Origin of the sequence: Pseudomonas sp. LF-5 (assembly GCF_037626295.1) — a bacterium.
GTDB classification, from domain to species: Bacteria; Pseudomonadota; Gammaproteobacteria; order Pseudomonadales; family Pseudomonadaceae; genus Aquipseudomonas; species Aquipseudomonas monsensis.
Window position 1 is genome coordinate 1,227,767 of the sequence record NZ_JARKMT010000001.1, and the last position, 18,498, is coordinate 1,246,264.

The following is an 18,498-nucleotide window of genomic DNA, read 5'->3' on the forward strand; positions in this document are numbered from 1 at the left end:
GATTTTCTCCTATTCCCTCTAAAAAACACCGCAGATCCCCTGTGGGAGCGAGCTTGCTCGCGAAAGCGGTGTCTCAGTCACTCACAATGTTGAATGTGATGGCCTCTTCGCGAGCAAGCTCGCTCCCACAAGGGATTTGCGTCGCTTCCAGCATTCAGGTTCGGGTGGCGCCGCGTGCACTGGCGGCAAATTGGTCGGCTGGCAGCACATGCTTGCGTTCAAGCACGCGATAAACCACACCGGTCAACATCAAGCCGAACACCATCACCCCGCTGAGGAAATACAACCCCGAACCCAGATTGCCTGTGTACTCCTTCAACGCCCCGATCACGAACGGCCCGATATAGCCGCCGAGGTTGCCGACCGAATTGATCAACGCGATCCCTGCCGCCGCACTGGCGCCAGCGAAGAACCGCCCCGGCAAGGTCCAGAACACCGCCGTGCAGGAAAACAGCGCAAATGCCACCAGGCACAGCGCCGCCAGTTGCGCCAATGGCACCGACAGCCAGGCACTGAGGAACAGGCCGATCGCACCCAACACATAGAGCACCGCCAAGTGGCCGTAGCGATCGTTCATCCGATCAGAACTGCGCGGCACGATCAGCAGGCCGACGATGCCGAAGATGTACGGCACCGACGAGACGAAACCGGTCACCAGGTCGCTGCCGCCAAACTGTTTGATCAGCGTCGGCAACCACAGACCGAGGCCATAAATGCTCAGGGTCACCGGCAGATAAAACAGCGCCAGCAGCAACACGCGTTTGTCTTTCAAGGCATGCAGCGGGTTGCCGTGACGGGTCTGGCCGTATGCCTGCAAATCCTTTTTCAGCTCGCCGGTCAGCCAGTCTTTCTCGCTTTGATCCATCCATTGCACCTGCTGCGGGCCGTCCGGCAGCCAGCGCAGCACCGGCCAGGTCAGCAGGATCGCCGGCGTACCGATGACGATGAATAGCCACTGCCAGCCGTGCAGCCCGAGGATGCCATCCATGCCCAGCAAGCCGCCGGACACCGGGCCGGTGATCATCATCGCGATCGGTTGGGAGAGGATGAACAGGCCGAGGATCTTGCCGCGATGGCGCACCGGGAACCATTGGGTGATGTAGTAGAGAACACCGGGAAAGAAGCCCGCCTCCGCCGCGCCGAGCAGAAAACGCATGACGTAGAAACTGTGCGGGCCCTGAACGAAGGCCATGCCGATGGTGATCGCACCCCAGGTGATCATGATCCGCGCAAACCAGCGCCGTGCGCCGAAGCGTTCAAGCATCAGGTTACTGGGGATTTCCAGCAGGAAGTAACCAATGAAAAACAGCCCGGCACCCAGGCCATAGGCCGCATCGCCAATGCCGATATCGGCGCCCATGTGCAGCTTGGCGAAGCCGACGGCGGAGCGATCCACGTAGGCAATCAGGTACAGCAGGATCAGGAAGGGAATCAGTTTCAGCGTGATGCGGCGAATAAGCCGCAATTCCTGGCTCATGGGGTCGGTCTCCGATTGTTGTTTTTATAGAACCTCAGGGGACGCCTCTCACTGAAAACCGCCAGGGCCATCCCTCTGTCGAAAACGACTATATAGTATTACTAATTACCCAACAACACTTCCAAATGGCCGATTTTGCGCTTATGTTAAGCCGAAGCTGGAACACTATAGTCATACAATAAGAGAATCGATCATGTCTGATAAGAAACCCACCCTGCGCTCGGCCCAATGGTTTGGCACTGCCGACAAGAACGGCTTCATGTACCGCAGCTGGATGAAGAATCAGGGCATCGCCGACCACCAGTTCCACGGCAAGCCGATCATCGGCATCTGCAACACCTGGTCGGAACTGACCCCGTGCAACGCGCATTTCCGCCAGATCGCGGAGCACGTCAAACGCGGGGTGATCGAGGCCGGCGGGTTCCCGGTGGAATTCCCGGTGTTCTCCAATGGCGAATCGAACCTGCGCCCCACCGCCATGCTCACTCGTAACCTGGCGAGCATGGACGTTGAAGAAGCAATTCGCGGTAACCCGATTGACGGGGTGGTGTTGCTGACCGGTTGCGACAAAACCACCCCGGCGCTGCTGATGGGCGCGGCCAGCTGCGACGTGCCGGCCATCGTCGTCACTGGCGGGCCGATGCTCAACGGCAAGCACAAGGGCAAGGACATCGGTTCCGGCACGGTGGTCTGGCAACTGAGCGAACAGGTCAAGGCCGGCACCATCACCATCGACGATTTCCTTGCGGCCGAGGGCGGCATGTCACGCTCGGCGGGCACCTGCAACACCATGGGCACGGCATCGACCATGGCTTGCATGGCCGAAGCACTCGGCACGTCCTTGCCGCACAACGCGGCGATTCCGGCGGTGGATGCGCGGCGTTATGTGTTGGCGCACATGTCCGGCATGCGCGCGGTGGAGATGGTTCGTGAGGATTTGAAACTGTCGAAGATCCTCACCAAGGAAGCCTTCGAAAACGCCATTCGGGTCAACGCGGCGATCGGCGGCTCGACCAACGCGGTGATCCACTTGAAAGCCATCGCCGGCCGCATCGGCGTCGAACTGGATCTGGATGACTGGACGCGTATCGGGCGCGGTACGCCGACTATCGTCGACCTGCAACCGTCCGGGCGTTTCCTGATGGAGGAGTTTTATTACGCCGGTGGTTTGCCGGCGGTGCTGCGCCGTCTCGGCGAAGCCAATCTGATTCCCAATCCGAACGCGCTGACCGTCAATGGCAAGACACTGGGCGAAAACACCAAGGACGCGCCGATTTACGGTGAAGACGAAGTGATCCGTCTTCTTGACAACCCGATCCGCGCCGACGGCGGCATCTGCGTGTTGCGCGGCAACCTGGCGCCTCTCGGTGCCGTGCTCAAGCCGTCCGCCGCCACCCCGGAACTGATGCAGCATCGCGGCCGCGCCGTGGTGTTCGAGAACTTCGACATGTATAAGGCGCGGATCAACGATCCAGAGCTGGACGTGGATGCCAACTCGATTCTGGTGATGAAGAACTGCGGGCCGAAGGGTTATCCGGGCATGGCCGAAGTCGGCAACATGGGCTTGCCGGCCAAGCTGCTGGCGCAGGGCGTGACCGACATGGTGCGCATTTCCGATGCACGCATGAGTGGCACGGCGTACGGCACGGTGGTTTTGCACGTGGCCCCGGAAGCGGCGGCCGGCGGGCCTCTGGCGGCGGTGCAGGAAGGCGACTGGATCGAACTCGATTGCGCCACCGGGCGTTTGCATCTGGACATTCCGGATGCCGAACTGGCGGCGCGCATGGCCGATCTGCAGCCACCGCAGCAACTGCTGGTGGGCGGCTACCGTCAGCTGTACATCGACCATGTGCTGCAGGCGGATCAGGGCTGCGACTTTGATTTCCTGGTCGGTTGCCGAGGTGCGGAAGTGCCACGCCATTCTCACTGATCACACAAATCCCTGTGGGAGCGAGCTTGCTCGCGAAGACGGCGGTACATTCAACTGTAATGTTGTTTGATCCATCGCTTTCGCGAGCAAGCTCGCTCCCACAGTTGTTCTTTACCCGCCTCAAGATTGTGCCGTGCCTGCTATGATGCGCGGCATCTCCATCGCTCAGGATCGCGCCGCTCCCCATGGATTACCGCAAACCTTCCGACCGCAAAAGCATGCACTCGCGCATCGTCCAGGAACTGGGCATGCAGATCGTCTCCGGACGCTTTTTGCCCGACGACAAACTGCCCGCCGAAGCGTTGCTCTGCGAGGAATACGCGGTCAGCCGGCCGGTGTTGCGCGAAGCCACACGGGTGCTGGTGGCCAAGGGGTTGGTGTATTCCAAACCACGGGTCGGAACCGTCGTCAAAGCGCGCCGCGAATGGCACATGCTCGACCCGGACGTGCTGCACTGGCTGATGCAGAGCAGCCCGCAGAACGAATTCTTCAATGTGCTGACCAGCGTGCGCAGCATCATCGAACCGGCCGCTGCCGCCCTCGCCGCCCAGCATGCGACCGAGGCCGACATTGCGGCGATTGGTGAGGCTTACCAGCGCATGGAAGCGGCGCCGACACCGGAAGCCTTGCTGCAACCGGACCTCGACTTCCACAGCCGGATTGCCGATGCGACGCACAATGATCTGTTGGCGAACCTGTGCAACATGTTGTCGGTGGCGATTGCCGAGGCGTTGAAGCACTCGAATCAGCGGCCGAATCTGCATGAGTTGGCGTTGCCTCGGCACAAGGCGATTTTGACGGCGATTGAGAATCGTGATGCCCTTGGTGCTCGGCATGCGACGTTGGTGCAACTGGATGATGCCCGCAGCGCATTGAGTGCTGTGCTTGGCGCTGAACTTACCTAAGACTTGAGATCTTCTGCCCTCACCCTAGCCCTCTCCCAGAGGTAGAGGGGACCGACCGCGATGTCTTGCGTGGTACATCGACCTGAAAAACCGAGTCGATTATGGATTCACAGCTGGACGCTCAAGTCGGTGTAAATCTCCAATATCCCCCAATCAGTCCCCTCTCCCTCCGGGAGAGGGCTAGGGTGAGGGGCTGTTGATCTTGAGCCACAAAAAAAGCCGCAACCCTAAGGTTGCGGCTTTGTCGTTTCAGCCCTTCAGATCAATGCGCAAACAGCGAATTGCCCTTCTGCCCCGCCAGTTTCTCCGGCTTGATCAGGAACTTCGCCAGGGCCGGCAGCAGCCACAGCGCGCCGAACATGTTCCAGAGCAGCATGAAGGTCAGCATCAGCCCCATGTCGGCCTGGAACTTGATCGCCGAGAAGATCCAGGTGCACACGCCGATGGCCAGGCACAAACCGGTGAACAGCACGGCTTTACCGGTGGATTTCAGGGTCTGGTAATAGGCTTCCTGCAACGGCAACCCCGCGCGCAGGAAACTTTCCAGGCGGCTGTAGATGTAGATGCCGTAGTCCACGCCAATCCCCACACCCAGCGCCACCACCGGCAAGGTCGCGACCTTCACGCCAATGCCCATGAACGCCATCAGCGCGTTGCCGAGTACCGAGGTGAGCACCAGCGGCAGGACGATGCACAGGGTCGCCGCCCACGAACGGAAGGTGATCATGCACATTACCGCCACGCAGATGTACACCAGGATCAGGATGGTCAGCTCGGCCTGCTTGATGACTTCGTTGGTGGCCGCTTCGATCCCGGCGTTACCGGCCGCGAGAATGAACTCCAGACCGTCCTTGTTGTTGGCCTTGGCGAATTCCTGCACCGCATGCACCGCGCGATCCAGGGTTTCAGCCTTGTGATCGTTGAGGAACACCAGCACTGGCGCCAGCGAGCAACTGTTGTTGTACAGGCCATCGGCGCGGGCAATCGAGTTGTTCAGTACGTCCGGGTTGCGTGACAGGGTTTCCCATTTCAGGTTGCCCTCGTTCATGCCCTTGATCATCTGCTTGGACACCGTCACCAGCGAGATCGCCGACTGCACGCCCTCGGTGTTCTGCATCTTCCACATCAGCTCATCAATCGGCGCCATGGCCTCAAAGCGCGAGCAACCTTCAGCCTTGGTCTTGACCATCACCACCAGCACGTCGGAACTGGTCGAGTAGTTATTGATGATGAAGTTGTTGTCCTTGTTGTAGCGCGAGTCCGGCCGCAGTTCCGGCGCGCCTTGGTCGAGGTCGCCGATTTTCAGGTTCTGGCTGTACCAGAGGCCGCCGCCGAAGGCGATCAGTGCCAGCACCACCGAGATGCGTGCGACTTTCGGGTTGGCGAAGTTCGACAGCAGGCGCCAGAACGGGTGTTCGCGGTTCGCATCTTTCTTGCTCTTGGCGATGGCGCGTTTGCTGATGCCGACATAGGAAATGGCGACCGGCAGCAGGATCAGGTTGGTGAACACGATCACCGCCACGCCGATTGACGCGCCGATGGCCAGTTCGCGAATCACGCCGATGTCGATGATCAGCAGCGTGATGAAGCCCACCGCGTCAGCGAGAATCGCGATCATCCCCGGCAGGAACAGTTGCCGGAAGGTGCGCCGCGCGGCGGTCAGGGCGTTGTCGGCCTCACTCGATTGCAGGGCGATACCGTTGATCTTCTGCACGCCGTGGGAAATGCCGATGGCGAAAATCAGGAACGGCACCAGCATCGAATACGGGTCGAGTCCGAAGCCGAAGAAGTGCATCAAGCCAAGCTGCCAGACCACCGCGACCAGCGTCGTACTCAACACCGCAATGGTGCTGCGCAGGCAGTTGGTGAACCACAGCAGCAGGATCAGGGTGATGACGAAGGCGATGCCGAAGAACAGCACCACCATCACCAGACCGTCGATCAGGTCGCCGACCTTCTTGGCGAAACCGACGATGTGGATCTTGACGTTGGGGTTCTGCGCTTCGAACTTGTTGCGGATCTTGTCTTCGAGCTCATGGGAGAACTTGCGATAGTCCAGGGCCAGCAACTTGCCCTGGTCTTCCGGGTCCGGGTAGGACTCCAGCAGCGGGATATCGACGATGCTCGACTTGAAGTCGTTGGCCACCAGGCGCCCGACTTGCCCGGACTTGAGCACGTTGTTGCGCAGCAGGTCGAGGCTGTCCTGAGAGCCGTTATAGCTCTGCGGGATCACTTCGCCACCGGCAAAACCTTCTTCGGTCACTTCGGTCCAGCGTACGCTCGGGCTCCACAGCGACTTGAGGCCAGAACGGTCGACGCCGGAGATGTAGAACACCTCGTCGTTGATCTGCCGCAGGGTCTCCATGTACTCCTTGGAGAAGATGTCGCCGTCCTTGGCCTCCACCGAAATGCGCACGGTGTTGCCCAGGTTCGCCAGATCGTTGCGGTGCTCCATCATCTTCTCTATGAACGGATGCTTGAGCGGGATCATTTTTTCGAAACTGGTGGACGGCCGGATCAGCGTGGCCTGCCAGAACAGGAAAATACTCACCACCAGGCAGATCAGAATCACCGCCGGGCGGTTGTTGAAAATCAAGCGCTCGAGAAACGTCGCCTTGTCCTGCTGAGGAGTGATCAAGGAAGTCATAGCCCCGCCTTCTTATTATTGATCTCGGCACCGTTCGGCAGCGTGGTGTGGACACCGCCCTGCCCGGTCAGAATCAGGTTGCCGTCACCGGCAGCGGTGACCGATGACAGCGAAATACGATCCGGGCGGTTGAACACGCTGAAGGTTTCGCCGTTGTCGCTGCTGCTGATCACCGAACCGCCGTTACCGACGATCACGATCGAGCCGTCTTCGAGCAGGGTCGCGCCGGACAGGCCGAATTCCAGCGCACCGCGTGCGGCTTTCAGCTCGACCTGCTCCCAGGTGCTGCCGAAGTCGGTGGAGCGATAGAGGTTGCCGCGTAAGCCATAAGCCAGCAGGGTCTGCGGTTGCGCCGTGCCGATCGCGCCGAACAGCGAACCTTCGTACGGGCCTTCGAGTTTTTCCCAGGTCTGGCCCCAGTCGGCGGACCGAAACATGCTGCCCGACTCGCCGACGATGAACAGCCCGGCATCCTTCACCGCCGCAATGGCGTTGAGGTGGAACTGGTCTTCGTTGTCGAGGCGGTCACTGACGTCTTCCCAGTGCTTGCCGCCGTCGGTGGTTTCCAGCAGCGCGCCGTAAGCGCCCACGGCCATGCCGCTGTTGACGTCCTTGAACCAGACGTCGAGCAGCGGCGATTCACGTTTGAGGTCTTCGAATTGTTTGCTCCAGGTCAGACCGCCGTCTTCGCTGGCAAGGATCTGCGCGTCATGGCCGACGGCCCAGCCGTGTTTGTCATCGACAAAGTACACCGCCGTCAGCAGTTGTCGGGTCGGCACCTTGGCCTGGGTCCAGGTCTTGCCCTGATCGTCGGAATAGAGAATGTGCCCGCGATCACCCACCGCCACCAACCGGGTGCCGGCGTGGACGACGTCGAGTATCAGGCTTTTCGCGGCTTTGGCTGATGCGGTGGCGTAAACCACGTCGGCCGGCGCTTCGGCAGCGCTCACAGGTGCCGACAAGGTGGCAAAGCCCAGCAGCGAGAGTGCTGTGGCCAGCAACGCGGTGTTGCGTAACGCCGGCGGGCGGCAACGACTCATAAACCTTCCCCTATTTATTATTGTTAGGCCATTTGGCCTTCAAGGGCGCCGCAAGTGTGCTCCGCTGACGGCTGGTCAGAAGCATAGTCCTGAAACCCGCAATCCAGAGCCACTTCGGAAGCTGGCTCATCCTATCGGGCTTTCGAAACGTCTGACAATCGGCGCCACGTTATCTTTTGTTAACCGAAAGCGGCCCTCTGTAACGAATGAATTTCCCTGTGGGAGCGAGCTTGCTCGCGAAAGCGGTGGATCAGCCAATAAAGAGGGTGACCGTTACGCCGCCTTCGCGAGCAAGCTCGCTCCCACAGGGGTTGGTGGTGGTTGTGGGATTTGAATACATGACCATTCGCCGGGGTGATGTGGCAAAAGTCACCGAGGGGACTTGCACGATCGGTATTATGGTATACCATCAGACGCACAGACACTCTCAATCCCCCACGGAGCAGCTCATGAGTTTCGAAATTCGCAAGATCGTCAGCTATGTCGAAGAAACCTTTATCGAAGGCGGCAAGGCGGCTGACAAGCCAGTGACCATGGTCGGCCTGGCGGTGGTGATGAAGAACCCTTGGGTGGGCAACGGTTTCGTTGAAGACCTCAAGCCGCAGATCCGCGCCAACTGCTCCGACCTCGGCGCACTGATGGTCGAGCGTCTGGTCGGCATCATTGGCGGTGCGGAAAAAATCGAGGCCTACGGCAAAGCGGCTGTGGTCGGTGCCGACGGCGAGATCGAACACGCCTCCGCGGTGATCCACACCCTGCGCTTCGGCAACCACTACCGCGAAGCGGTCAAGGCCAAGAGCTACCTGAGCTTCACCAACAAGCGCGGCGGTCCGGGCACCTCGATTCAGATCCCGATGATGCACAAGGACGACGAAGGCCAGCGTTCGCACTACATCACCCTGGAAATGCAGATCGAAGACGCGCCGCGTGCCGACGAAATCGTCGTCGTGCTCGGTTGCGCCGACGGTGGTCGCCTGCACCCGCGCATCGGCAACCGCTACATCGACCTGGAAGAACTGGCTGGCGAAAAAGCCCAGTAATCACAATAAAAAGGCATTGCAGGAGCGCTCCATGATTCGGCTCACCGCTGAACTCACCCCGGCGGGCACCAGTTACCTGGCGACCGGCCAAGGCCAGCCCGTGGTTTTGATCCACGGCGTGGGCCTGAACAAAGAAATGTGGGGCGGCCAGATTGTCGGCCTGTCCAGCCAATACCGGGTGATCGCCTACGACATGCTCGGCCATGGCGCCAGCCCGCGTCCGGCCAGCGGCACCGCGCTGCTGGGTTACGCCGATCAGTTGCTGGAGCTGCTCGATCACTTGAATCTGCCCCAGGCAGCGGTGATCGGTTTCTCCATGGGCGGTCTGGTCGCGCGGGCCTTTGCCCTGCATTACCCGGAGCGCCTGCAAAGCCTGGTGGTGTTGAACAGCGTGTTCAACCGCAGCGAAGAACAGCGTGCCGGCGTTATCGCCCGCACCGCGCAAGCGGCCGAACATGGTCCCGACGCCAACGCCGAAGCGGCGCTGTCGCGTTGGTTCAGCCGCGAATATCAAGCGGCCAACCCGGCGCAGATCGCAGCGATCCGCCAGACCCTGGCCGGCAATGATCCGCAAGGCTACCTGACCACCTACGAACTGTTCGCCACCCAAGACATGTACCGCGCCGACGACCTGGGCAGCATTCAGGCGCCGACGCTGATCGCCACTGGCGAGCTCGATCCGGGTTCGACCCCGGAAATGGCTGAGCAACTGGCCCGACGCATCCCCGGTGCGAAGGTTGCGGTGCTGGCCGAGCAACGGCATATGATGCCGGTAGAGTCGCCGCGCCTGGTCAACCAGACGCTGCTGGAATTTCTCGAATACGCACACGCCCGACAAAACCATATAAAGGGGATCGTTGCATGACACTCGCACGCTTCCAGATGTGCATCGGCGGAGAATGGGTCGACGCCCTCTCCGGCAAGACTTTCGAAAGCCTTAACCCTGCTTGCGCGCAAGCCTGGGCCGAACTGCCCGACGCAGATGAAGCGGACGTCGAACGCGCCGTGCAAGCAGCGCAGACGGCCTTCGACAGCCCGGCCTGGCGCGGCCTCACCGCCACCGCACGCGGCAAGCTGCTACGGCGTCTCGGTGATTTGATCGCCGAGAACAAGGAACAACTGGCGCAGCTGGAAAGCCGCGACAACGGCAAGCTGATCCGCGAAACCCGTGGCCAGGTCGGCTACCTGCCAGAGTTCTTCCACTACACCGCCGGTCTGGCCGACAAGCTCGAAGGCGGCACCCTGCCGCTGGATAAGCCGGATCTGTTCGCCTACACCGTGCACGAAGCCATGGGCGTGGTCGCGGCGATCATTCCGTGGAACAGCCCGCTGTACCTGACCGCAATCAAACTGGCCCCGGCCCTCGCCGCCGGCAACACCATCGTGATCAAGCCGTCCGAACATGCTTCGGCGACCATCCTCGAGCTGGCACGCCTGGCCCTCGAAGCCGGAATTCCGCCGGGCGTGGTCAACGTCGTCACCGGTTACGGCCCGAGCACCGGCGCCGCCCTCACCCGCCATCCGCTGATCCGCAAAATCGCCTTCACCGGCGGCGCGGCGACAGCGCGGCATGTGGTGCGCAGCAGCGCCGAAAACTTTGCCAAGCTGTCGCTGGAACTGGGCGGCAAGTCGCCGAACATCATCTTCGCCGACGCCGATCTGGACAGCGCGATCAACGGCGCGATTGCCGGGATCTACGCGGCGTCCGGGCAGAGTTGTGTGTCCGGTTCGCGCCTGTTGGTGCAGGACGAAATCTATGACGAGTTCGTCAACCGACTGGTCGAACGCGCCCAGCGCATTCGCATCGGCAACCCGCAAGAGGACCACAGCGAGATGGGCCCGATGGCCACCGCGCAGCAACTGGCGGTGGTCGAAGGTCTGGTCGCCGATGCCATCGCCGAGGGCGCGCGGTTGCGTACCGGCGGCAAGCGTCCGAGCGATCTCGGCGAGGGCTGGTTCTACGAGCCGACGCTGTTCGAGTGCGACCGCAACTCAATGAAGATCATGCAGGAAGAAGTCTTCGGCCCTGTGGCTTCGGTGATTCGCTTCAAAGATGAAGCTGAAGCGCTGGCGATCGCCAACGACTCGCAGTTTGGCCTTGCCGCCGGCATCTGGACCCGCGACCTGGGCCGCGCCCATCGCCTGGCCCGCGACGTGCGCTCGGGGATCATCTGGGTCAACACCTACCGCGCGGTGTCGGCGATGGCGCCGATCGGCGGCTTCAAGAACAGTGGCTATGGACGCGAAAGCGGCATCGACTCGGTGCTGGCCTACACCGAACTGAAAACGGTGTGGATCAACCTCTCTCAGGCGCCGATGCCTGATCCGTTTGTGATGCGCTAGGAGTACCGCGACATGATCGAACCCGGCATTTACAAAGACGTGATGAGCTCGTTCCCGTCCGGGGTCACGGTGGTCACCACCCTCGACCCGGACGGCGGCATCGTCGGCATCACCGCCAGCGCCTTCAGTGCGCTGTCGATTGATCCGGCACTGGTGCTGTTCTGCCCCAACTACGCCTCCGACACCTACCCGGTGCTGCGCGACAGCAAGAAGTTCGCGATCCACTTGCTGTCCGCCGACCAGACCGCCGAGGCCTACGCCTTCGCCGGAAAAGGCAAGGACAAGGCCAAGAACATAGAGTGGCACCTGAGCGAACTCGGTAACCCGATCCTCGCCAAGGCCACCGCGATCATCGAGTGCGAATTGTGGCGCGAGTACGACGGTGGTGACCACGCGATCATCGTTGGCGCGGTGAAACACCTGATCCTGCCCGAACAACCGGTAACGCCGATGATTTATCACAAGGGCAAGCTCGGTCCCCTGCCGACCCTGGCCTGAGACAACAATGCAAAACCCTGTGGGAGCTGGCTTGCCAGCGATGAGGGCTTAACATTCAACATTGATGTTGGCTGATAGTCCGCCATCGCTGGCAAGCCAGCTCCCACAGGGATTGAGGCGAGGCAAAGAATATGAGTAACGACAAATACGAAAAAGGCCTGAAAATCCGCACTGAGGTGCTCGGCGAAGCTTATGTACAGCGTTCAATAGAGAACGCCGACGACTTCACCCGCCCACTGCAGGAAATGGTCACTGAATACTGCTGGGGCCATGTCTGGGGTCGCGAGGGCTTGTCGCTCAAGGAGCGCAGCATGATCAACCTGGCGATGATCTCGGCGCTGAACCGTCCGCATGAACTCAAGCTGCATGTGCGCGGCGCCTTGCGTAACGGCCTGAGTCGTGAGCAAATACGCGAAATTCTGCTTCAGGTCGGTATTTATTGCGGCGTCCCGGCAGCCGTGGACAGTTTCCGGCTCGCCCGTGAAGCCTTCGCCGAAGCCGACGCCGAGGCCTCCAGTTAACCCCTCGGCTGTTTAGATGCCCGTCTGGCATGGACAGCCAACTTAAAGAGCGGACCCCATGAAACGCCAGCCACTCGACGACAGCTTCAAGGTCAATCGCAACCCCGTTACCCTGCGCGAAATCGTGCTGGATAAACTGCGTAGCGCGATCATGAATTTCCAGCTCATGCCAGGGGATCGTCTGGTGGAGCGCGATCTGTGCGACCGCCTCGGTGTCAGCCGCACGTCGGTGCGTGAAGCCTTGCGTCACCTCGAATCCGAAGGCCTGGTGGAATTCGCCGATGCCAAGGGCCCACGGGTGGCGATCATCACTCTGGCCGATGCGGTCGACATCTATGAGCTGCGCTGTGTGCTTGAAGGCCTGATCGTCCAGCTGTTCACCCTGCGCGCCAAGGCCAAGGACATCAAGGCCCTGGAAAAAGCCCTCGACGACAACCGCAAGGCGCTCAAGGACGGCGAACTGCAACAGGTGATCGACTCGGTGCAGGGCTTCTACGACGTGCTGCTCGAAGGCTCGGGCAACCATGTTGCAGCCACGCAGCTGCGCCAGTTGCAGGCGCGCATCAGCTACCTGCGCGCGACGTCGGTGTCCCAGGAAAACCGGCGCGGCGCGAGTAACCACGAAATGGAAAAAATGGTCGAGGCGATCAAGAGCGGCGATCCGCTGGCAGCGCACCAGGCCTGTGTCGATCACGTACGTGCCGCCGCAACCGTGGCCCTCGACTACCTCAAGCGCAAACAGGAAGAAACCGGCGCCACGCCGAACATCACCCTGCCGATCGCGCTGAAAGAACCGCGTATAGGTCACTGATATGTTCAGCCCGAGCTTTTGCCCGAAATGCGGTGGCCCTGACCTCGGTCAGCAGGTGCCGCCGGGCGATACGCACGAGCGCCTGATGTGCCGCGCCTGCGGCTACATCCACTACGTCAATCCGAAGATCATCGCCGGCTGCATCATCGAGCAGGACGGCAAATACCTCTTGTGCCAACGGGCGATCCCGCCGCGCCCGGGCACCTGGACGCTGCCCGCAGGTTTCATGGAAAGCGGCGAAACCACCGAGCAGGCGGCGCTGCGCGAAGTCTGGGAAGAAAGCGGCGTGCGTGCGGAAATCATCTCGCCGTACTCGATTTTCAGCGTGCCGACGATCAGCGAGGTGTACATCATCTTCCGCGCCATCGCGCTGGAGATCACCGGGCAGTACGGGCCGGAAACCCTTGACTACAAATTCTTCGCCCCCGAAGACATCCCGTGGGAGCAGATCTACTACCCGGCGATCCGGCAGATCCTCGAGCGTTATATCGAGGAGCGTCAGGCCGGGGTGTATGGGATTTACATGGGCAATGATGACAGTGGGAAGATCCACTTTATCCGCTGAATCCCCCTGACATTGCCTGCCTGATCGTTCCCACCCTCCGCGTGGGAACGAGAGCGTAGGAACGATCACTGCTGTGAGCTTCAGGGTGGGGTGATGCCTTCGACGATGATGATTTCCGCCCTCGCCCATTCCTCGCGATAACGTTTCGCCTCCTGATACGCCGCCGAGTGGTAGCACGCCAGCGCCTGCTCGTAGCTCTCGAACTCGATCACCACGCTACGCTGAGGGGTAGGCCTGCCCTCCAGCGCTTCGCTGCGCCCGCCCCGGGCTAAAAACTTTGCACCGAACTCGGCGAACGCCTGCGGCGCACGCTGGGTGTATTGGCTGTAGTGCTCGGCATCGGCGACATCCACGTGGGCAATCCAGTACGCCTTCATAGTGACCTCTTTGTTGATTTTGTATTATGGTATACCAATATATTTCCAACGAACCCTGAGAGTCCAGCATGGCCTTCAACAGCATCGAAGAAATCATCGAAGATTATCGTCTCGGCAAAATGGTCTTGCTGGTCGATGACGAAGATCGGGAAAACGAAGGCGACCTGCTGCTGGCCGCCGACTGCTGCACGCCCGAAGCGATCAGCTTCATGGCCCGCGAAGCGCGCGGGCTGATCTGCCTGACGCTGACCGACGAGCATTGCCAACGCCTGGGCCTGGAGCAAATGGTGCCTGCCAACGGCAGCGTGTTCAGCACTGCGTTCACCGTGTCGATTGAAGCGGCGGTTGGCGTCACCACCGGCATCTCCGCCGCTGATCGCGCGCGTACGGTCGCGGCCGCCGTGGCCAAAGACGCCCGTGCCGAAGACCTGGTGCAACCCGGCCACATCTTCCCGCTGCGCGCCAAGGAAGGTGGCGTGCTGACCCGCGCCGGCCACACCGAAGCCGGTTGCGACCTGGCGCGCCTCGCCGGTTTCACCCCGGCCTCGGTGATCGTCGAAGTGATGAACGACGACGGCACCATGGCCCGCCGCCCGGACCTGGAAATATTCGCGCGCAAGCACGGGATCAAGATCGGCACCATCGCCGACCTGATCCACTACCGCCTGAGCACCGAGCACACCATCGAACGCATTGGGGAACGTGAGTTGCCCACCGTGCATGGCACCTTCCGCCTGATCACCTTTGAGGATCGCATTGAGGGTGGCGTGCACATGGCGATGGTCATGGGCGATCTGCGCCGTGAAGAGCCGACGCTGGTGCGCGTGCATGTGATCGACCCACTGCGCGATCTGGTCGGCGCCGAATACAGCGGGCCGAGCAACTGGACGCTGTGGGCGGCACTGCAACGGGTCGCGGCTGAAGGTCATGGGGTTGTCGTGGTGCTGGCCAATCACGAATCGTCGCAGGCGTTGCTCGAGCGCGTGCCACAACTGACTCAGCCGCCGCGACAGTTCAGTCGTTCGCAATCGCGGATCTATTCGGAGGTGGGCACCGGGGCGCAGATTCTGCAGAACCTTGGGGTTGGCAAGCTGCGGCATCTTGGGCCGCCGCTGAAGTATGCGGGGTTGACGGGGTATGACCTGGAAGTGGTCGAGAGTATTCCGTTTATCGAGTGAAGCTGCCCTCACCCCAGCCCTCTCCCCGAGGGAGAGGGAGCCGACCGAGTTGTTGGCCCGTTATCCATCGACCTGAAATATCGAGTCGAACTCAGGTTTTGAACAACACAAAGATCGGCCCCCTTTCCCCCTCTCCCATTGGGAGAGGGCTGGGGTGAGGGGCTGGATCTGCAGTGCACCCTTCATCTCATGCCGAGCACATCCAAAAATCCATAATCAACAGATAACCGGTAAGGCAAAGTGCTTGCACAAAGTTTGGAATACCATAATATGATATTCCATAGACCGGACGACCTGAAAAACCGCCCGTCTACTGCTCCCGACAGGCGGGCAACAACGCAAGCCCGCTCAAAAACACAACAATGAGGGCGTAAAAATGGTGTTGAACAAAGCTGCAACCGCAATCCTTTTTGCGGGACTGCTGAGCGTGACCGGCCAGGCCGCGATGGCCGCCGAGAGTGTGAACTTTGTCAGCTGGGGCGGTAGCACCCAGGATGCGCAGAAACAGGCGTGGGCCGATCCGTTCAGCAAGGCCAGCGGCATCACCGTGGTGCAGGACGGTCCGACCGACTACGGCAAACTCAAGGCCATGGTCGAAAGCGGCAACGTGCAGTGGGATGTGGTCGATGTCGAAGCCGACTTCGCCCTGCGCGCAGCGGCTGAAGGCCTGCTCGAACCCCTCGATTTCAAAGTCATCCAGCGCGACAAGATCGACCCGCGCTTCGTCAGCGACTACGGCGTCGGCTCGTTCTTCTTCTCCTTCGTCCTCGGCTACAACGAGGGCAAACTCGGCGCCAACAAGCCGCAGGACTGGAGCGCCCTGTTCGACACCAAGACCTACCCCGGCAAACGCGCCCTGTACAAATGGCCAAGCCCCGGCGTGCTCGAACTGGCGCTGCTGGCCGACGGGGTGCCGGCTGACAAGCTCTACCCGCTGGATCTGGATCGCGCCTTCAAGAAACTCGACACCATCAAGAAAGACATCGTCTGGTGGGGCGGCGGCGCGCAGTCGCAGCAACTGCTGGCCTCCGGTGAAGCGAGCATGGGCCAGTTCTGGAACGGTCGGATCCACGCCCTGCAGGAAGACGGCGCGCCAGTCGGCGTGAGCTGGAAGCAGAACCTGGTCATGGCCGACATTCTGGTGATCCCAAAAGGTTCGAAAAACAAGGACGCGGCGATGAAGTTTCTGGCCAACGCCAGCAGTGCCAAAGGCCAGGCCGACTTCTCCAACCTGACCGCCTACGCCCCGGTCAACGTCGACAGCGTGGCGCGCCTGGACTCGGTGCTGGCCCCGAACCTGCCGACTGCCTACGCTAAGGATCAGATCACTCTTGATTTCGCGTACTGGGCCAAGAACGGTCAAGCCATCGCGACACGGTGGAACGAATGGCTGGTCAAATGAAAATGGCGGCCACTGCGTCCCGTCCCTCCACTGCCACCGGGAGCGCCGCGAGCGCTGCCGGTCCGGCCACAGGCAAGGCGAGTGCAATGGCGCAAGCCCCGTCCCTCAAACAACGCTGGCGCGGCGCCGGCAACCTCGTACCGGCACTGCTGTTCCTCGGCCTGTTCTTTCTCGCGCCGTTGATTGGCCTGCTGTTGCGCGGCGTGCTCGAACCGACCCCGGGCCTTGGCAACTATGAACAACTGTTCGCCAACTCGGCGTACGCCAGGGTGCTGCTCAACACCTTCTCGGTGGCCGGACTGGTGACGATTTTCAGCCTGTTGCTCGGCTTTCCGCTGGCCTGGGCGATCACTTTGGTGCCACGCGGTTGGGGGCGCTGGATCCTCAACATCGTGCTGCTGTCGATGTGGACCAGCCTGCTCGCCCGCACCTATTCGTGGCTGGTGCTGCTGCAAGCCTCGGGGGTGATCAACAAGGCCTTGATGGCGCTGGGCATCATCGATCAGCCGTTGGAAATGGTGCACAACCTGACCGGCGTGGTGATCGGCATGAGCTACATCATGATCCCGTTCATCGTCCTGCCGTTGCAGGCAACCATGCAGGCCATCGACCCGATGATCCTGCAGGCCGGCTCGATCTGCGGCGCCAGCCCGTGGACCAACTTCTTCCGGGTGTTCCTGCCGCTGTGCCGGCCGGGCCTGGCGTCTGGCGGGTTGATGGTGTTCGTGATGTCGCTCGGTTACTACGTCACCCCGGCGCTGCTCGGCGGGGCGCAGAACATGATGCTGCCGGAGTTCATCATTCAGCAGGTGCAATCGTTCCTCAACTGGGGCCTGGCCAGTGCCGGCGCCGCATTGCTGATCGCGATCACTCTGGTGCTGTTCTACTTCTACCTGAAGCTTCAGCCGGAGTCCCCGGTTGGCGCCAGCAACGCGAGGTAAGCCGAGATGCTCCTGACTCCCAATGCCATGAGCCGGCGGATGCGTTTCGGCTTGTATGCAACCACCGGACTGATCGGTCTGTTCCTGCTGTTGCCGATCGTGTTCATTGTCCTGCTGTCGTTTGGTTCCTCGCAGTGGCTGGTGTTCCCGCCGCCGGGCTGGACGCTGAAATGGTACGGCCAGTTCTTCTCCAACGCCGACTGGATGAACGCCGCGGCGGCCAGCCTCAAGGTGGCCGTGCTGACCACGATCTGCGCGGTGGCCCTCGGTTTGCCGACCGCGTTTGCGCTGGTACGCGGGCGTTTTCCTGGCCGGGAAATGCTCTACGGCCTGTTCACCCTGCCGATGATCGTGCCGCTGGTGATCATCGCCGTGGCGGTATACGCGCTGTTTCTCAAGCTCGGTTACACAGGGACGATGTTCGCTTTCGTCGTCAGCCATGTGATCGTCGCGCTGCCATTTACCATCATCTCGATCATCAACTCACTGAAGCTGTTCGATCAGTCGATTGAAGACGCCGCAGTGATCTGCGGTGCCTCGCGCCTGCAAGCAGTGTTCAAGGTGACGTTCCCGGCGATCCGTCCGGGTATGGTCGCCGGCGCCCTCTTCGCCTTCCTCGTTTCGTGGGACGAAGTGGTGCTCAGCGTGATGATGGCCAGCCCCACCCTGCAAACCCTTCCCGTGAAAATGTGGACCACTTTGCGCCAGGACCTGACCCCGGTGATCGCCGTCGCTTCGACGCTGCTGATCGGCCTGTCGGTGTTGGTCATGGTGATCGCCGCCGCCCTGCGCCGGCGCAACGAAATCAGCGCCTGAGCGCCCA

At 61.2% G+C, this 18,498-nt stretch carries 17 protein-coding genes; 13 read left to right on the forward strand and 4 right to left on the reverse strand.

The annotated features are described in order from the left end of the window. Positions 1–154: 154 nt before the first annotated feature. On the reverse strand, positions 155–1,477 hold the full coding sequence (locus tag PseuLF5_RS05460) for an MFS transporter (RefSeq protein ID WP_128613765.1): 1,323 nt from the start codon (positions 1,475–1,477) through the stop codon (positions 155–157). Between the two features lie 193 nt (positions 1,478–1,670). Between PseuLF5_RS05460 and PseuLF5_RS05465 the strand changes: the two genes are divergently transcribed. After that, positions 1,671–3,407, forward strand: coding sequence for an IlvD/Edd family dehydratase (locus PseuLF5_RS05465; protein ID WP_123467999.1), 1,737 nt, complete (start codon positions 1,671–1,673; stop codon positions 3,405–3,407). 185 nt (positions 3,408–3,592) lie between these two features. Then, a complete protein-coding gene (locus PseuLF5_RS05470; protein ID WP_123467997.1) occupies positions 3,593–4,312 on the forward strand; it encodes a FadR/GntR family transcriptional regulator in 720 nt (239 codons plus the stop codon). Positions 4,313–4,574: 262 nt separating this feature from the next. On the opposite strand, the gene PseuLF5_RS05475 is transcribed toward PseuLF5_RS05470, so the two are convergent. Then, positions 4,575–6,959: an efflux RND transporter permease subunit gene (locus tag PseuLF5_RS05475; protein ID WP_123467995.1), complete on the reverse strand. Its 2,385-nt coding sequence runs from the start codon at positions 6,957–6,959 to the stop codon at positions 4,575–4,577. Continuing rightward, complete coding sequence (locus PseuLF5_RS05480; protein ID WP_123467993.1) at positions 6,956–7,999, reverse strand: WD40/YVTN/BNR-like repeat-containing protein; 1,044 nt, start codon at positions 7,997–7,999, stop codon at positions 6,956–6,958. The genes PseuLF5_RS05475 and PseuLF5_RS05480 overlap by 4 nt, the downstream gene beginning before the upstream one ends. A gap of 449 nt (positions 8,000–8,448) precedes the next feature. Here PseuLF5_RS05480 and PseuLF5_RS05485 point away from each other — a divergent pair, with 449 nt between their 5' ends. The 7 genes from PseuLF5_RS05485 to PseuLF5_RS05515 all read left to right on the forward strand — a co-directional run bounded on the left by PseuLF5_RS05485 (position 8,449) and on the right by PseuLF5_RS05515 (position 13,777). After that, a complete protein-coding gene (locus PseuLF5_RS05485) occupies positions 8,449–9,039 on the forward strand; it encodes an amino acid synthesis family protein (RefSeq protein ID WP_340133117.1) in 591 nt (196 codons plus the stop codon). Between the two features lie 31 nt (positions 9,040–9,070). Continuing rightward, positions 9,071–9,904, forward strand: a complete 834-nt coding sequence (locus tag PseuLF5_RS05490; RefSeq protein ID WP_123467987.1) for an alpha/beta fold hydrolase — start codon at positions 9,071–9,073, stop codon at positions 9,902–9,904. After that, on the forward strand, positions 9,901–11,382 hold the full coding sequence (locus tag PseuLF5_RS05495; protein WP_123467985.1) for an aldehyde dehydrogenase: 1,482 nt from the start codon (positions 9,901–9,903) through the stop codon (positions 11,380–11,382). Before PseuLF5_RS05490 ends, PseuLF5_RS05495 begins: the two co-directional genes overlap by 4 nt. 12 nt (positions 11,383–11,394) lie before the next feature. Continuing rightward, complete coding sequence (locus PseuLF5_RS05500) at positions 11,395–11,880, forward strand: flavin reductase family protein (RefSeq protein ID WP_123467983.1); 486 nt, start codon at positions 11,395–11,397, stop codon at positions 11,878–11,880. A 131-nt stretch (positions 11,881–12,011) separates the two neighbouring features. Next, complete coding sequence (locus PseuLF5_RS05505; RefSeq protein ID WP_340133118.1) at positions 12,012–12,401, forward strand: carboxymuconolactone decarboxylase family protein; 390 nt, start codon at positions 12,012–12,014, stop codon at positions 12,399–12,401. 58 nt (positions 12,402–12,459) lie between these two features. Further along, complete coding sequence (locus tag PseuLF5_RS05510) at positions 12,460–13,212, forward strand: GntR family transcriptional regulator (RefSeq protein WP_322374367.1); 753 nt, start codon at positions 12,460–12,462, stop codon at positions 13,210–13,212. Position 13,213: 1 nt separating this feature from the next. Further along, on the forward strand, positions 13,214–13,777 hold the full coding sequence (locus PseuLF5_RS05515; RefSeq protein WP_123467979.1) for an NUDIX hydrolase: 564 nt from the start codon (positions 13,214–13,216) through the stop codon (positions 13,775–13,777). A gap of 80 nt (positions 13,778–13,857) precedes the next feature. Here PseuLF5_RS05515 and PseuLF5_RS05520 read toward each other — a convergent pair whose 3' ends face one another. Further along, the gene (locus PseuLF5_RS05520; protein WP_222833099.1) at positions 13,858–14,154 is read right to left on the reverse strand and encodes a DUF1330 domain-containing protein; all 297 of its coding nucleotides are present in this window, start codon (positions 14,152–14,154) and stop codon (positions 13,858–13,860) included. 68 nt (positions 14,155–14,222) lie between these two features. Here PseuLF5_RS05520 and ribBA point away from each other — a divergent pair, with 68 nt between their 5' ends. The 4 genes from ribBA (at position 14,223) to PseuLF5_RS05540 (ending at position 18,491) form a co-directional block, all read left to right on the forward strand. Continuing rightward, on the forward strand, positions 14,223–15,332 hold the full coding sequence (ribBA, locus tag PseuLF5_RS05525; RefSeq protein ID WP_340133119.1) for a bifunctional 3,4-dihydroxy-2-butanone-4-phosphate synthase/GTP cyclohydrolase II: 1,110 nt from the start codon (positions 14,223–14,225) through the stop codon (positions 15,330–15,332). A 376-nt stretch (positions 15,333–15,708) separates the two neighbouring features. Next, positions 15,709–16,734 (forward strand): ABC transporter substrate-binding protein, encoded by a 1,026-nt coding sequence (locus PseuLF5_RS05530; protein WP_127652449.1) that lies wholly within the window; start codon positions 15,709–15,711, stop codon positions 16,732–16,734. Beyond that, on the forward strand, positions 16,731–17,675 hold the full coding sequence (locus tag PseuLF5_RS05535; protein ID WP_336348125.1) for an ABC transporter permease: 945 nt from the start codon (positions 16,731–16,733) through the stop codon (positions 17,673–17,675). Before PseuLF5_RS05530 ends, PseuLF5_RS05535 begins: the two co-directional genes overlap by 4 nt. Before the next feature lie 6 nt (positions 17,676–17,681). Next, complete coding sequence (locus PseuLF5_RS05540; RefSeq protein ID WP_025111627.1) at positions 17,682–18,491, forward strand: ABC transporter permease; 810 nt, start codon at positions 17,682–17,684, stop codon at positions 18,489–18,491. Positions 18,492–18,498: the final 7 nt, after the last annotated feature.